Source organism: Paenibacillus sp. FSL H7-0943 (assembly GCF_037963265.1).
Classification (GTDB): Bacteria; Bacillota; Bacilli; order Paenibacillales; family Paenibacillaceae; genus Paenibacillus_AQ; species Paenibacillus_AQ odorifer.
Genome location: NZ_CP150148.1, coordinates 6,108,349 through 6,123,541, shown reverse-complemented (window position 1 = coordinate 6,123,541; position 15,193 = coordinate 6,108,349). Strand labels below are relative to the sequence as shown.

Annotated in this window: 14 protein-coding genes and 1 other annotated feature; of the genes, 13 read left to right on the top strand and 1 reads right to left on the bottom strand. The window is 43.4% G+C overall.

The annotated features are described in order from the left end of the window. Positions 1 to 29 precede the first annotated feature (29 nt). The 9 genes from NSQ55_RS26730 (at position 30) to arsC (ending at position 7,771) form a co-directional block, all read left to right on the top strand. Positions 30 to 548 carry a DinB family protein gene (locus tag NSQ55_RS26730; RefSeq protein WP_076128815.1) on the top strand — a complete coding sequence of 173 codons (519 nt, stop codon included), beginning with the start codon at positions 30 to 32 and terminating at the stop codon, positions 546 to 548. An 18-nt stretch (positions 549 to 566) separates the two neighbouring features. Then, positions 567 to 710, top strand: a complete 144-nt coding sequence (locus tag NSQ55_RS26725) for a hypothetical protein (protein ID WP_175620025.1) — start codon at positions 567 to 569, stop codon at positions 708 to 710. 207 nt (positions 711 to 917) lie between these two features. Next, complete coding sequence (locus tag NSQ55_RS26720; RefSeq protein WP_076128781.1) at positions 918 to 2,879, top strand: ABC transporter ATP-binding protein/permease; 1,962 nt, start codon at positions 918 to 920, stop codon at positions 2,877 to 2,879. A gap of 28 nt (positions 2,880 to 2,907) precedes the next feature. Further along, positions 2,908 to 3,576, top strand: coding sequence for a response regulator transcription factor (locus NSQ55_RS26715; protein ID WP_076206634.1), 669 nt, complete (start codon positions 2,908 to 2,910; stop codon positions 3,574 to 3,576). Beyond that, a complete protein-coding gene (locus NSQ55_RS26710; RefSeq protein ID WP_248549612.1) occupies positions 3,577 to 4,920 on the top strand; it encodes a HAMP domain-containing sensor histidine kinase in 1,344 nt (447 codons plus the stop codon). 38 nt (positions 4,921 to 4,958) lie between these two features. Further along, entirely contained in the window at positions 4,959 to 5,504 is a 546-nt protein-coding gene (locus NSQ55_RS26705; protein WP_339169871.1) for a GNAT family protein, read from the top strand. 81 nt (positions 5,505 to 5,585) lie between these two features. Beyond that, positions 5,586 to 5,912 (top strand): metalloregulator ArsR/SmtB family transcription factor, encoded by a 327-nt coding sequence (locus NSQ55_RS26700; protein WP_076128778.1) that lies wholly within the window; start codon positions 5,586 to 5,588, stop codon positions 5,910 to 5,912. Positions 5,913 to 6,040: 128 nt separating this feature from the next. Further along, on the top strand, positions 6,041 to 7,330 hold the full coding sequence (locus tag NSQ55_RS26695) for an arsenic transporter (RefSeq protein ID WP_076282681.1): 1,290 nt from the start codon (positions 6,041 to 6,043) through the stop codon (positions 7,328 to 7,330). Positions 7,331 to 7,351: 21 nt separating this feature from the next. After that, positions 7,352 to 7,771, top strand: a complete 420-nt coding sequence (arsC, locus tag NSQ55_RS26690; protein WP_248549614.1) for an arsenate reductase (thioredoxin) — start codon at positions 7,352 to 7,354, stop codon at positions 7,769 to 7,771. 18 nt (positions 7,772 to 7,789) lie between these two features. Here the strand turns inward: arsC and NSQ55_RS26685 are convergent, their stop codons facing one another. Next, on the bottom strand, positions 7,790 to 8,974 hold the full coding sequence (locus NSQ55_RS26685) for an oxalate decarboxylase family bicupin (protein WP_076128773.1): 1,185 nt from the start codon (positions 8,972 to 8,974) through the stop codon (positions 7,790 to 7,792). Between the two features lie 164 nt (positions 8,975 to 9,138). Here NSQ55_RS26685 and NSQ55_RS26680 point away from each other — a divergent pair, with 164 nt between their 5' ends. The 4 genes from NSQ55_RS26680 (at position 9,139) to NSQ55_RS26665 (ending at position 15,170) form a co-directional block, all read left to right on the top strand. Further along, positions 9,139 to 9,993 carry a copper amine oxidase N-terminal domain-containing protein gene (locus NSQ55_RS26680; protein WP_076128771.1) on the top strand — a complete coding sequence of 285 codons (855 nt, stop codon included), beginning with the start codon at positions 9,139 to 9,141 and terminating at the stop codon, positions 9,991 to 9,993. A 55-nt stretch (positions 9,994 to 10,048) separates the two neighbouring features. Continuing rightward, on the top strand, positions 10,049 to 11,605 hold the full coding sequence (locus tag NSQ55_RS26675) for an SAM-dependent methyltransferase (RefSeq protein ID WP_339169866.1): 1,557 nt from the start codon (positions 10,049 to 10,051) through the stop codon (positions 11,603 to 11,605). A 45-nt stretch (positions 11,606 to 11,650) separates the two neighbouring features. Then, positions 11,651 to 11,911, top strand: a binding site (T-box leader). A gap of 81 nt (positions 11,912 to 11,992) precedes the next feature. Then, the gene (locus NSQ55_RS26670) at positions 11,993 to 13,672 is read left to right on the top strand and encodes a glutamine--tRNA ligase/YqeY domain fusion protein (RefSeq protein WP_339169864.1); all 1,680 of its coding nucleotides are present in this window, start codon (positions 11,993 to 11,995) and stop codon (positions 13,670 to 13,672) included. A 205-nt stretch (positions 13,673 to 13,877) separates the two neighbouring features. Then, positions 13,878 to 15,170, top strand: a complete 1,293-nt coding sequence (locus NSQ55_RS26665; RefSeq protein ID WP_076104178.1) for an Nramp family divalent metal transporter — start codon at positions 13,878 to 13,880, stop codon at positions 15,168 to 15,170. Positions 15,171 to 15,193 lie beyond the last annotated feature (23 nt).

Genomic DNA, 15,193 nt, shown 5'->3' with positions numbered 1-15,193 from the left:
AATCAAGGAGGAACATCCATATGATTGACATGAACCAAATATTTTTGATTACAGATATCCCAGGTTACTCCCCGCAAATCAGCCGACTTTTATCCATGATGAACTATGCAAGATATACAACATTAGAAGCCGTTAAGGGTCTAACTGTGGAACAACTGGATTATTTATTGGATGCTCAGAGTAACTCTATTGGAGCGTTATTATTGCACTACGCTGCTGTAGAATATGCATATCAAGTGGCAACGTTTGAGCAAAGAGATTTGTCTGAAGAAGAGCTAACAAGATGGGGACCAGCATTAAATTTAGGCGACGAAGGACGAGCCAATATTAAGGGAAATGACCTGAGCTATTATTTAGATCGCCTAAATGAAGTTAGACAAAAGACTTATGAATTATTCGCAACCGTCGATGATAATTGGTTATATACTGAAGAGGAATTCTGGCATAACAAACCTGCGAACTACTATTTTATGTGGTTTCACGTTTTTGAGGATGAAATCAATCATAGAGGCCAGATTAGGCTGATCCGAAAAAGAGCACTAGCTTAAGAAAGGAGGCGCGCGCGAATGGAGTACATAGAGAAAAATATAAAGCCTTTATTTAAGAAATATCCGCTGCTCTCGAAATTTATATTAACAGTGGTGATTATAGACATCGTTTATTACGCCGGAAAACAAGTTGGAGGATTAGCTTATCACCTCATGCACTAATTTCTTTTGAAAATAAGTCGAATAGAAAAGGCGAGTTCCACTCATTTTGAGTGTGAATTCGCCTTTTTATATTGCTTAACCTAAATATCTGCTGTAGCTCTGACTCTTCCATGTGGCTATCCAGTTCATTATCAGTTCACACAAATTTGTTAGGATATGAAACATCAAAAGAGATATAGAGCATGACCAGGAGAGGAAGAGAAACAAATGAAAATATTAGAAGTTAAACATGTAAAGAAATCATATACTTTGTACGGTAAAGAAAAGGTGCCAGTACTCCATGATGTGAATCTAAGCTTTGAGACAGGTGAATTCGTCTCTATTCTAGGTGAGTCTGGCTGCGGAAAGTCCACACTGATGAACATCATTGGGGGAATGGACTCCGATTATGAAGGCGAGGTCCTTGTCCGCGGAAAGAATTTAAGCACGATGACCGAAAAGGAAATGGATGATTATCGTAAGAACAATATTGGTTTCGTTTTTCAAAATTTCAATCTGATCCCGCATCTGTCAGTTTTGGAGAATGTTACAGTGGCGATGCAGATGACGGATACCAGTGAGAAGGACCGTAATAAACGTGCTATAGATATTTTGACTGAGGTAGGCTTGAAAGAGCACCTGAAAAAACGTCCCAATCAGCTGTCCGGTGGACAGAAGCAAAGAGTGTCCATCGCCCGCGCGCTAGCGAATAATCCTGATATTATTTTGGCAGATGAACCTACAGGGGCCTTGGACAAGGATACCGGCGATCAAATTTTAGCCTTATTGGACAGTATAGCCAAAAGAGGGATATTGGTCATTACCGTGACCCACTCACAGAAAGTAGCCGACTCTGGTACCCGTATCGTAAAGGTGGAAGAAGGACGGATTAAAGATGATATTCAGTTAAAGGACCGCTCTTTGATTAGTTACGATGGAGGAGAGGGGTCATCCCGGAATCTCAGTTTATTTGCATCTTTTAAAATGGCTCTGCAGAACATGAAACTCAACGCCAAACGTAATGTATTGGTAGCTTTGGGTGGGTCTATTGGTATTTTAAGCGTACTGTTGATGCTTTCCTTAGGGAATGGAATTACGAACTATATGAATGACGAAATTAATTCAAGTATGGATCCTTTACTCGTGGATATAACTAAACCCAGTGAAGAAGCTAAAGGCATGCAAGGTCCAGAGGCAATGATGTTGCCCGGCGAAACGTTTACGGCTGCCGATATTGAAACCATCCGAAATATTCCAAATGTTGATTATGTAGAAACCATCACTTCCATTTCGGGCAAATCTACTATGGTTTATGCAGATCAGACGGTTAGTCTTACACAATTAACAACCTTAACGGATGCTTTTGCTAAAGAGACGATTACCGCAGGGGCTTTTCCAGAGGGCAAAGAGATATTATTACCCGTGAAAACGGCAAGTAAATTAAGTGGAAATGACAGTCCAGAGTCTTTAGTAGGGAAATCGATTTATCTATATATTAATGAAATGGATGCTAAGCATAAACCGATCACATTGGAACAAGAAGTCACTATCTCTGGTATTTATGAAAGCACTGATCCAAGAGCGCAAATGCAACCCACGGGTTATCTTCCAGCGCAGACTTTGGAGCAAATGTATGTTGACAAGGGGATTACAATAGGTCCAATTCAAGTTAATGCTTTTGCAACCGATATGAAATATGTGAATGATATTAATGCAGCCGCTGTTGATGCTGGATTCTCAGGTTCTCAATCGGCAAAAATCATGGAGCGAATCACAACTTATGTGAATATGGCTACTATAGTTCTCTCTGGTATTGCCGGGATTTCACTTCTCGTATCAGGGATCATGATATTGGTTGTGCTATATATCAGTGTAGTGGAACGGACTAAGGAAATTGGGATTCTTCGGGCAATTGGCGCAAGGAAAAAAGATATCAAACGTATATTCTTTTCTGAATCAGCTTTATTAGGTGTATTCAGCGGTATCTTTGCGGTACTCTTTGCCATTGTCATTAGTTATGTGTTAAATATTCTCTTGGACAATGCTTTTGGAGTGAAACTTATTAATCTATCCGGTTATTATGTGTTATTTGGGATCGTTGTGAGTACCCTGATTAGTATTATCGCCGGTTTGATGCCATCCTCTAAGGCTGCCAAACTGGATCCAATGGAATCTCTACGATATGAATAAATAGGTTAGCGGAGAGGAAAATTGAGAGATGAACACGATTCTAGTGGCGGATGATGATTCTCATATCCGTAGATTAATACGATTATATCTTGAAAAAAACCAATTTTCCGTAGTGGAAGCAGCAGACGGTCAAGAGGCATTAGACATTCTAGCGCATACAAAGATCGATTTGGTGATTGTAGATGTGATGATGCCAAATGTAGATGGTATTGAATTGACCGAAGATATCCGATCTTATATCGATATTCCAATTCTGATGGTTACAGCTAGAGGAGAATCTAAGGACAAAGTCAGAGGATTTAATGCCGGATCAGATGATTATTTAGTCAAACCGTTTGATCCCATAGAATTGGTCCTGCGTGTAAAATCATTATTAAAAAGATATCATTTAACCTCCTCGAGTGTGATTCAATTAGGCGCAGTGATGATTGATCTGGGAAATTTGACCGTTGTTGCGGCTCAGAGAACGGTGGAGTTGAAGAAAAAGGAATGTGAGTTGTTATTTGCTCTGGCGGGTTCGCCAGGGCAAATATTCACGCGTTCTCAGCTCATAGAAAATATTTGGGGTGTCGATTATGAAGGCGACGAGCGTACGGTAGATGTGCATATCAAACGTCTGAGAGAAAGATTGGAATCGATTCCCGAGCTAATTATTTCTACGGTAAGAGGACTTGGATACCGTCTGGAGTTGGCCTAAATGTTGAAAAAAAGCCTTCGTCTGCGTATTGTCATTACGTTCATTGGGATTGTGATCGTCAGCTTAATGATCTCTTTTTTGCTAAATGTACGGTTTTCCGAAAATAATGTGACCCCAAACCATATCTTCATTAGAGTAGCTGGAGACGTAGCCAAAGTGCTTACCCTAATCGATGATCCGGAAAAAGCACAGGCATTTACTAAACTACTCAATAAATATGGTGTCGATATTGCGAAAGTGAGAGTGAATGAGTGGAGTGATGCTGTTTTTTCAGTGGATAAGGAGAAGGTTGCCGCTCTATTTAAGCCAGATTCCACAGACGCAGTGATGCTTAATGATAAGTCTGGTGTTGCTATTGTTGGCATTCCCATCGTAGATAAGGAGAAAGCTGCGCTCATCATTAAAATTGATTTTTCGTCGAGCTTGATCACATTCAGACGCAACGTATTTTTTACACTTCTAACGGTCTTAGTCATCGGAAGTTTACTGATTCTCTTGATGTCCGGATTCATTGTGAAGCCTATCAAACGTCTGACGGAAGCAGCTAAGAAAATGGCATCAGGGGATTTATCTGTTAGATTGACGTATAAAAATCAAGATGAGTTCGGTGAACTGATGGAAAGCTTTAATCATATGGCTAGTGAGCTGCAAAAGATAGATTCAGTTCGTGATGATTTTGTCAGCAATGTGTCCCATGAAATGCAGTCTCCACTTACGTCGATTAGAGGGTTTACTCGAGCGCTGCAAGATGGGGTCGTTCCAATAGAAGAGCAAAAAGAACATCTGGATATTATTTATCAGGAAACGCTGCGCTTATCCCGCCTAAGTGACAATCTGCTTAGATTAGCCTCGCTTGATTCAGAACATCATCCGGTTAATCTCACCACTTTTCAGCTGGATGAACAGTTAAGAAGAGCGATCGTTCTGGCGGAGCCACAATGGGCACAGAAAAACATTCAGATAGAATTGGATTTATTGCCCTGCGAAATTACGGTGGATAAAGATTTGTTTGATCAAGTCTGGCAAAACCTAATCAATAATGCTATAAAATATACAAGCCAAGAAGGTATCATTCATGTCGAAATCGAGCGTTCTATAGAGTTTGTGAAGGTTTCTATTAAAGATTCTGGTCAAGGCATACCAGAGGCAGCATTGCCCCGCATTTTTGATCGTTTTTATATGGTGGATAAAGCGCGGAGCAGCGTTCATAAAGGGAATGGACTTGGATTATCCATTGTTTTAAAAATTCTAAAAATGCATGATTGTAAAATAGAAGTGGAGAGCAAGGTTGGGGAAGGAACCCAGTTTATCGTCTCGATCCCTGTCTCTCAACCCTATGAATAGTTAACAGGCTGAAGCTTAAGGCAAACGCTGAGGGGAAGATGATGATGCTAGAGCGAAATCCTATCTATTTACGCGAACTGAAGTTTACGGACTGGCAAGATGTTCATACCTATTGTTCACAAGAACGTGTATGCCGTTTTCAAGCTTGGGGTCCAAATACTGCTGATCAGACCCTTTCATTTGTGAACCAAGCACTAGAAGACTCTCAAAAAGTTCCCAGAACTCGGTTCGCGCAAGCCATAGTTGCAGTAGGAACTGAACATTTGATCGGCATGATTGAATTAAATATTAGAAGCCATACAGACAGAAGCGGTGAAATCGGCTATATTGTCCATCCTGATGCCTGGGGACAGGGAGTCGCTACAGCAGCGGCCAGACGAATGTTGAAATTTGGCTTTGAAGAACTGCAACTACATCGAATATATGCGACCTGTGACCCTAGAAATAGTGGATCATCCAAGGTACTCACCAAGATAGGTATGACCTATGAGGGAAGATTAAGGGATGCTTTGCTTATTAAAGATGGATGGCGGGATTCTTTGATGTTCAGTATGTTGGAGCATGAGTGGACGATAGCCCGCTAAAAATTAACTCTTGCTTCCGACTGGTAGATTCACTAGAATATAAGTATTAGCTTATATACTTTCAAGAGGAGGAGAGAAGGAATGCAGACACTAACGGAAATTGCTGAAGACTTGAAGCTGTTCGGAGATAAGACACGATTGGCAATGCTTTCTCTTCTGAAAGAGCGGGAATGGTGCGTGTGTGAATTCGTTGATATCTTTGACATTTCCCAGCCGGCGATTAGCCAGCATTTACGGAAATTGAAAAGTAGAGGAATCGTTCGGGAAAGCAAGCGGGGACAGTGGGTACATTATTCGTTAAATGTCGAGGATAAACCACATCTTAAAGCTGTTCTTCAACAGATGCCTAGTTCCAAATCGATATTGGCTGAACTGAATAAAGAGGCTAAAGAGCCATGCTGCGACTAAATTTCAGGTAAGAATTTTTATGACTTATATATAACTATATAGTTATATAATGATGTTGGATTGAAGTCACATGCTTATATAGGAGTGTTGAAAAAGATGTGGATTGGCAGTAAAAGGAGGATGGCACTTTGGCTATTGTAGCTATCCTTATATTTTTAGTAACTTTAATCCTTGTAATCTGGCAGCCCCGTAATTTATCGATTGGATGGTCAGCCTGCGGTGGCGCGATTATAGCTTTGCTAGCTGGGGTAGTCAGCTTTAATGATGTTCTGGATGTAACGCAGATCGTGTGGAATGCTACTTTAGCGTTTGTGGCTATTATTCTGATTTCTTTAATTCTGGATCGAATCGGATTTTTTGAATGGGCTGCTTTACATATGGCGCGGGCTGCCCGCGGGAATGGCAGACGAATGTTTGTGTATGTCATCGTTCTTGGTGCGTTAGTGTCTGCATTTTTTGCGAATGATGGAGCGGCTCTGATTCTTACGCCTATTGTGCTTGCGATGGTAAGGGCGCTGCATTTTGATGAGAAAAAAGTATTTCCGTTTATTATCGCCAGCGGTTTTATTGCCGATACCACCTCATTGCCGCTCGTGGTCAGCAATCTGGTCAATATCGTATCAGCGGATTTTTTCGGGATTACGTTTATGGAGTATGCAGGCAAGATGATCATACCTACGCTGTTCTCACTTGTGGCGAGCATCGTGGTGCTCTATTTCTTTTTTCGCAAAAGTATTCCCAAGCACTTTAACGATTCACAGCTAAAAGATCCGCATGAGGCGATTAAAGACAAAAAAATGTTCCGGCTGTCATGGATTGTATTGGCTGTTCTTTTGGTAGGATATTTTGTCAGCGGATTTTTGGGTATTCCGGTATCTGTGGTTGCGGGGATCATAGCTATTTTGTTCCTTCTTCTCGCGAGAAGAAGCCCTTACGTCAAGGTGAAAGAAGTGATTACCGGAGCGCCTTGGGCGATTGTGTTCTTTTCTATCGGAATGTATGTCGTAGTATATGGACTTCGAAATGTTGGGCTGACGGATTTGCTTGCTAAGATGATTGGGTCTATTGCTGATCAGGGCTTATTTGCCGCAACGATGGGTATGGGCTTCATAGCTGCATTGATCTCATCGCTGATGAATAATCTGCCTACCGTTCTGATTGACGCGCTTGCCATTGATGCGACGCATACCACTGGAATCATTAGAGAGGCTTTAATATATGCGAATGTTATAGGTTCGGACTTAGGACCGAAGATCACTCCAATTGGCTCACTCGCCACACTGCTGTGGCTACATGTACTTTCGGCTAAAGGCGTGAAGATTTCTTGGGGAACGTATTTTAAGACAGGTATTATTTTAACCATTCCAACGTTATTTATTACGCTTTTAGGTCTTTATATGTGGTTGTTGATTAACTAATTTGGACAGGGGAAGATCAAGATGAACAAGAGAACGATTTATTTTTTATGTACAGGGAATTCCTGCAGAAGTCAAATGGCTGAAGGCTGGGCTAAGCAATATCTAGGAAAAGAATGGAGCGTGTACAGTGCAGGTATTGAAGCTCACGGTCTAAATCCAAAAGCTGTACAAGCGATGAGCGAAGTAGGCATAGATATTTCCGGCCAGACTTCGGATATTATTGATGCTAATCTGCTGAACAATGCCGATCTGGTCATTACCTTATGCGGAGATGCTGCGGATAAATGTCCAATGACCCCTCCGAAGGTCAAACGGGAACACTGGGGCTTCGATGATCCGGCAAAAGCGCAAGGGAGTGATGAAGAGAAGTGGGCAGTGTTCCAGCATGTGCGTGACCAGATTGGTAAAAGAATCAAACAATTTGCGGAGACGGGTGAATAAGCAAAGGGAGGAATTAACCTATTCTTTTAACTTAGGGTATTTCACCACTGGCCATTTCACTTTCCGTAAGGCATTGATCACTTCGGGCCCAACGTTCAAATTACTTTGAACCAATTCATGGGGAGTGAGAGCCATCCATTGGTTCAGAGAGACATCGGCAAAACGGTCACTTTTGAACATTTCGAGGAACCACAACGATTCTTCTCCTGTATTCTGAATATAATGTCCAAATGCAAAAGGAACATACCCAACATCGCCAGCCCTGTAATTAAAAGTACGTGCTGCACCGTTTCCGGCAAACACAGTCATCCGTCCTTTTCCGGTAAGATAATATTGCCACTCATCGTTGTTGGGGTGCCAGTGGAGTTCTCTCATTCCTCCAGGTTCAATCTCTACCAGTGCAGCAGCCACGGTCTTGGAGACCGGAAAGTTGCTGGAGTCAACGATTCTGACGCTCCCGCCAGGAGTCTTCAATGGAGGCTGTGCCAACAGCGAATGTTTGAAGCTCTGTGGAATTTCTCCATATGGCGATTGCACCTTTTGGCTTTGTAATGAGCCGGGAACTTGATCCTGATAAATGTAAACCTGTTCAGTGGGGATGGAGTCGAAGGCCTCGGCAGGTATTCCAAAGTTAGCTGAAAGTACCTCTTTGGGCGTATGGGCGAACCAATCGGAAATAGACAAGGTATTCAGATCAGAGAAGCTTCCGTCGTCGAAGACAAGGAGAAATTCACAGCCTTCTTCAAGACCTTGTATAGAGTGAGGAATACCCGGCGGAAAATACCATAGATCACCAGGTCCTACATCTGCTATAAAGTTCCGTCCATTCTGATCCACAGCAGTAATCCGGGCGCGGCCTAACAGCATATAAGACCATTCCGCTTGCTGATGCCAGTGAAGCTCTCGTACTCCACCGGGGGTCAGGCTCATATTCACACCTGCCAGTGTAGTTGCGATAGGGAGTTCTCTGACGGTTACTTCTCTGGACCAGCCACCATGATTAAGCTGCATATGCGCATCGGAGAAAGAAAATTTCAAATTGGGAACCAGGCCCGCATCAGTCACCGGAGGTACGAACATATCCGGATTCTCAAGATCCCGCATAACATCGCGGGGTCCTTTATCTAATCCCCCTGTGCCATCGCTTCGGATGGGCTGGGGGATGTTTGTTTTGTTTGCCGAATCCTGTCCAGCAGAAGTCATAAGATGTTCTCCTTTCTTGTTCCTTAAGAGTTCAATGAAAATATATGCGGAATGCTGTCTTTTATGATGGATAGCAGAAGTGGTACAAGTTGACATGTGTAGGGTCATCATTGATTATTACTAATAGAGGCTAAGGTTCTAGATGAACTGGAGAGGGGTTTGTGATGATTCACATCAAGGAGTCCTTACAACGATTAGGGAAAATAAAAGCTTACGTAATAGGTCTATTAGTGATTATGTTCGCCGCGGGATCTGCGGTTACACCTACATCGGTGTCGGCAGCTGTCCAGTTAGGGACACAGGTAATGCCACTGTCATACGGGGGATATTACGTGCTTTTTCCAGGTAAACTCGCCCCTTATTTCAAAGCAGGTAAATTAATGGTGCCGATTCGAGCCTTCTCCAATGCGATTGGCGCAGATTTGCTCTATGACGCTCTGAGCAAGAGTATTACTGTTTCACTGCTGGACCGATCGGTAGGAAATATTAAAGCAGGGCAGCTAGAGGCAGATTTTAATGGGGAGACCGTAGATTCATTAGGCGTTGCTCCAGAGATAAAGGATGGCACTCTGTTTGTTCCGGCGTCCCCCATTTTAGAAGGGCTTAAGTCTTTTCGCTGGGAAGTGCAATTTAATAATGTGAATAAATTAACCCTTGGCATTGGAGCCAGAAAAGGGGAGGAATGGGTGAAGCCTGAGGCAGATCGTGCGCTTGCTCCTTATCCACTCGAAACGACAGCACATCCGTATCCGTTATATCCTACTATGCTAACGCAGGCTCAATCCGGGAAAGAATATAGATTGACCTTAGGCGTGCAAAATACCTCCGGATTCATCATCCCTAAAGGAAACGCGGAATTAGAGCTGGTGAGTGTGGACAGTAAGGGGAATTCTTTTTATCAAACGTTGAAAGGACCTGATTCCTCAACCTCCAAGGCGGCATTATTATCATTTTCCGTTACCATTCCAACAGAGGCTGAATACGTCATTTTCAGGTCACGCACATTGAGAGCGCAATAAGGCAATTGCTATAGATTATTCCAACAAGCTAGACAGAGAGCGGGTAAAGAAACAGATGACAGGTAACAAAGAACAGCAATATCGCTTCAGCGAAGCACCGATTTGGGAATTGCAACGAACATATTATGAAGAGCAGGGATTAAAGGCTTGGAATAATGATCAGGTCCCGCAGTACATCACGAGTAACCCTATGATTGCGACAGCATACGCAGAGATGATCTTTGGATTTCTGCAAGACCGGGCTGGACAAGGGCATCTCTCAGAGACCGTTACGATTCTAGAACTTGGAGCGGGAGCAGGCCGGTTAGCCTTCCATGTGCTTAAAAAGTTATGTGAAATCGTAGACTACGCAGATATTCCTCTTCCTCCTTTTCGTTATGTGATGAGTGATTTGCCTTCCAAAAATATATCCAGCTGGCAGCAGCACCCGAGCCTACTTCCTTACGTAGAGCAGGGTATTTTGGACTTCGCTCGTTTTGATGCTGTGCAGGATGTAGAACTACATTTAGTACACGCTAAGCTCAGCATTCGGCCGGGTGATTTACAGCAGCCATTGGTGATTGTGGCAAATTACTTTTTTGACAGCATTCCGCAAGAATTAATTTATGTGGATGAAGGAAAAATATATGAATGTAAGGTTTCGATCCAGTATTCGGCGGAAGTTGATCCGGATAACCCCTCCGATGCGCTCGGCAAAATCATCCCGCAGTACCATTATCGGCGTGCGGCTAGTTATGAAGAGGAGACTTATCCCTTTCATGACGTTATAACGCTTTATCAGCAGAAGCTGGAGGATTCACATATACTCTTTCCGGTTGTGGGGCTTACTTGTCTGGAGCGGCTTGCGCGGCTCTCTACAGAGGGATTCGTGCTGCTTACAGCGGATAAGGGAGACCATCGCTTAGAGAACTGGGAATTTGCAGAACCTCCATTGCTGATTCATCACGGAAGCTTCTCTTTGACCGCGAATTATCATGCGATAGAGCATGTGCTGAAACAAAAAGGGGCGCATTCAATATTCACCAGTCATCACTATAAAAACCTGAACATCGGCTGTATTCTTATGCTACCAACACCGCTGAGCTATACAAACACTCGGCTGGGTTACAAGCGGTTTATAGAACGTTTTGGCCCGGATGATTTCTTTAGTATGAAGGAATGGATGGATCAGCAATTAGGTACGATGGGGCTACAGCAAATTTTGGCCTTTTGGCGTTTGGGTGGGTATGATGCTGAATGGTTTATCCATAGCGCTGAACAAATTTCGGAGCTGCTGCTGGGTGCCAGTGATGAAGAAATGCTGGATCTACAGCGAGGTATACAGTTGATGTGGACGGGCTATTATCCGATGGAACAGAGTTATGATCTGTCGCTAGATGCGGGGTTGCTGCTGTATGAAATGGATAAATTTGCGGAAGCATTGGGTTACTTAGAACGCTCCATGCATGCGAGCACGGAAGAACCATTGGCATCAGTGCTTTATAGCATGGCAATTTGTAACTACGAGCTAGGAGCTGAAGCTGCTGCATTGGAATACGCGCGTAGAGCTTTGGCTGTAGAGCCTGACAATGAAGTAGTATTGGAGCTTCTAACGGCGCTGAGCGAGGAATAAGCACATTTACATAGGGTTATCTTTTTGGTATCCTATACAAAATAATGAAACGCGATGACGAGAAGAGTACATGAAATCATTCCTTCACAGAGAGCCCTGGATGATGAGAACAGGGTAAGGGGGATTTTATCGAAACAAGCCTCTGAGCGGCATATCGGAACCGGACTAAGGGGATGGTATGACGGGAGCTCCTGTTATAGAGCTAGAGTATAAGCACTGCGCAAGATGTTTTGCCGTACTTGATGAGATTAATATGGCGACATATTAATGAACCTGGGGTGGTACCGCGAGAATTTCGTCCCCAAGACCATAAGTCTTGGAGGTGAGGTTCTTTTTATTTTGCAGATTAAGCAGGCGGATATCACTTATAAACAGGAGGTAACACCAATGAACGAGGAACCGGAAGTATTATCAGTGAGTTACATCGACAGATGGATTCAAGAAGAGCTGGAAGCAGGGACTTACAGTAGAGATATATGCACGAGATTTCCACCGGAGCCTAACGGGTATCTGCATATTGGCAGTGCGTATGCTATTCATACGAACTATACGACTGCGAAAAAGTATGGCGGGAAGTTCCATTTGCGCTTTGATGACACCAATCCTTTAAAAGAGGATCTGGAGTATGTAAATGCCATCATCGAAGATATTCAATGGATGGGCTATCCACCGGACCATATTTTTTATGGATCAGACTATTCTGAGAAAATATACAATAGCGCAGTTACGTTAATCCGAAAAGGAAAGGCGTATGTCTGTGATTTATCACCTGAAGAGGTGACAGCCTATAGAGGGACGCTTACGGAGCCGGGAAAAAACAGCCCGTTCCGGGAGCGTTCTGTGGAAGAGAATTTGCGGTTATTTACGGAGATGAAAGCTGGAGATTATCCAACGGGAGCCAGAGTGTTGCGAGCTAAAATAGATATGAGCTCACCTAATATCAACTTACGTGATCCGGTGATTTACAGAATCATTCATGCGGAGCATTATAGAACGGGTAACGAATGGTGTATCTATCCGATGTATGATTTTGCCCATCCTATACAAGATGCTATCGAAGGGATTACGTATTCCTTATGCTCGATTGAATTTAAGGATCATCGGCCGCTCTATGAGTGGGTATTGAATGAGCTGGATATCCCTGAGGCTCCTAAGCAAAGAGAGTTTGGACGGGTGAACATCACCGGAGTTGTGACGAGTAAACGGTATATCAGACAACTGGTTACAGGCCATTATGTGGATGGCTGGGATGACCCGAGACTTCCTACGCTTCGCGGTTTACGCAGAAGAGGTTTTACGCCGGAGAGTATCCGGAATTTTGTGAAGGAAATTGGCTTTGTCAGAAATAGCACCATTGTGGATATTGCCATGTTAGAGCATGCGCTTAGACAAGATTTGAAGGCAAAGGTTCCAAGTGTGATGGCTGTTCTTAAGCCTTTAAAAGTGGTCATTACTAATTATCCTGAAGATCATAATGAATGGCTGACGATTGAGAATAATAGTGAAGATAAGTCACTTGGAGAAAGAGAGGTTCCTTTTTCACGGATCCTTTATATTGAACAAGAAGATTTCATGGAGGAGCCGCCAAAAGGTTACCACAGGCTGACTTTGGGGAACGAAGTAAGGCTAAAGGGTGCTTATTTCATAAAGTGCAATGAAGTAATCAAGGATGAAGTTACAGGAGAAATCCTAGAACTTCGCTGCACCTATGATCCGAGAACGAAGAGCAGAAGCGGGTTTAATGAACGGAAGGTTAAGGCAACCATTCACTGGGTATCGGCAGACCATGCTATCAAGGCTGATGTTCATCTATATGAGCGTCTGCTGAAAGATAACGACGGTCCTAAAGAAGACGGTGAGCGCTGGGACGAGTATCTTAATCCAGATTCCTTAACGATCCTGAAGGATTGTTTGCTGGAGCCATCAATGGGCAACGCAAGGCCAGAAGATAAATTTCAATTGATCCGGCACGGATTTTTCTGTTTGGATAAGAAGTATACCACGGCAGATAAGCTGGTGCTGAACCGGATAGTACCGCTCAAGGACACATGGAAGAAAAATTCATAAGCAGCTTAAGCTGGGCGAAGATCGGGTAATTCCTGATCATCGTCCAGCTTTTTTTGTGCCTAGTCGTTGGTGAACAAGTAAATGAAAATTCCATATGAAACATGTTTACATTTTTCAGAAATAAGCATATACTTTAAATATAAGTTGCACAGGGGAAACTTTCGTGTATATAGACAACTTTTTCAGGGCAAGAGGAGGAATTGAAATGCTCGAACAAACTTTAGTAGAACAACCACATATAAAACAACATAAGAACTCGGTTTCAGCACAAGCCGTACTTAACGGGGAGATCAAAGGGATTAAACGATTACTTCCTTTTCTAGGCCCAGCTTTTATCGCTGCTGTTGCTTATCTGGATCCAGGTAATTTTGCCACCAATATTACGGCGGGCTCCAAATATGGATATCTCTTATTGTGGGTGATCGTGGCCTCTAATCTAATGGCTGTGCTAATCCAAGCGTTATCCGCCAAGCTGGGGATTGCGACAGGCAAGAACTTGCCTGAGATCGCTCATGATCGTTTTCCGAAGAGTGTATCTATCTTCTTATGGATTCAAAGTGAGCTAGTGATTATAGCTACGGATCTGGCAGAGTTTATCGGGGCGGCATTAGGACTATATCTCTTATTTGATATTCCCATGCTGCCAGCAGCACTGATTACTGCGGTGGGCTCATTTGCTATCTTAGAGCTGCAACGCCGGGGATACCGCTCCCTAGAGGCAGGGATTGCTGCGATGATCCTTATAGTCGTATTAGCCTTCGCTTTTCAAGTTATTGTAGCTAAACCGGATATGGGAGCAGTTGCCGTAGGCATGTTTACACCTAAGTTTGAAGGGGTGGACAGCATCCTATTGGCCGCAGGAATTCTAGGTGCAACCGTGATGCCACATGCGATTTACCTGCATTCATCACTTACACAGAACCGTATCGTCGGGGTGAATGAATCGGAGAAAAAACAGATTTTCAAATTGGAATTTATAGATATTATTATTGCGATGATTATCGCAGGTGCAGTAAATCTGGCTATGGTTATTGTCTCCGCGGCATTGTTTTTCAAAAATGGTCTCGTGGTTGAGGATCTGGATGTCGCGTTTCAACAATTTGGTCACTTAGCTGGGCCAGTAACGGCGATCTCGTTTGGGTTGGGACTACTCATTGCGGGACTGTCGAGTTCCTCCGTAGGGACTATGGCTGGCGATGTGGTTATGCAAGGCTTCATCAACAAAAGAATTAACCTGTACTTGCGCCGTGCGATTACCATCATACCGCCACTAGCGATCATTGGTTTTGGTGTGAATCCAACCAAAGCGCTCGTGATCAGTCAGGTGATCCTGTCCTTTGGGATTGCGTTCGCGTTGATTCCGCTGGTTGTGTTTACAAGCAATCGCCAGATTATGGGCGGGTTAGTGAATCGCAAAATGACAGCCACTCTGGGCTGGATTATCTCCGGTCTGGTTGTATCGTTGAACTTGTTCTTGGTCTATCAAATGCTCGTATAAGGAAGCAGTCAAAAGAGCCCGAC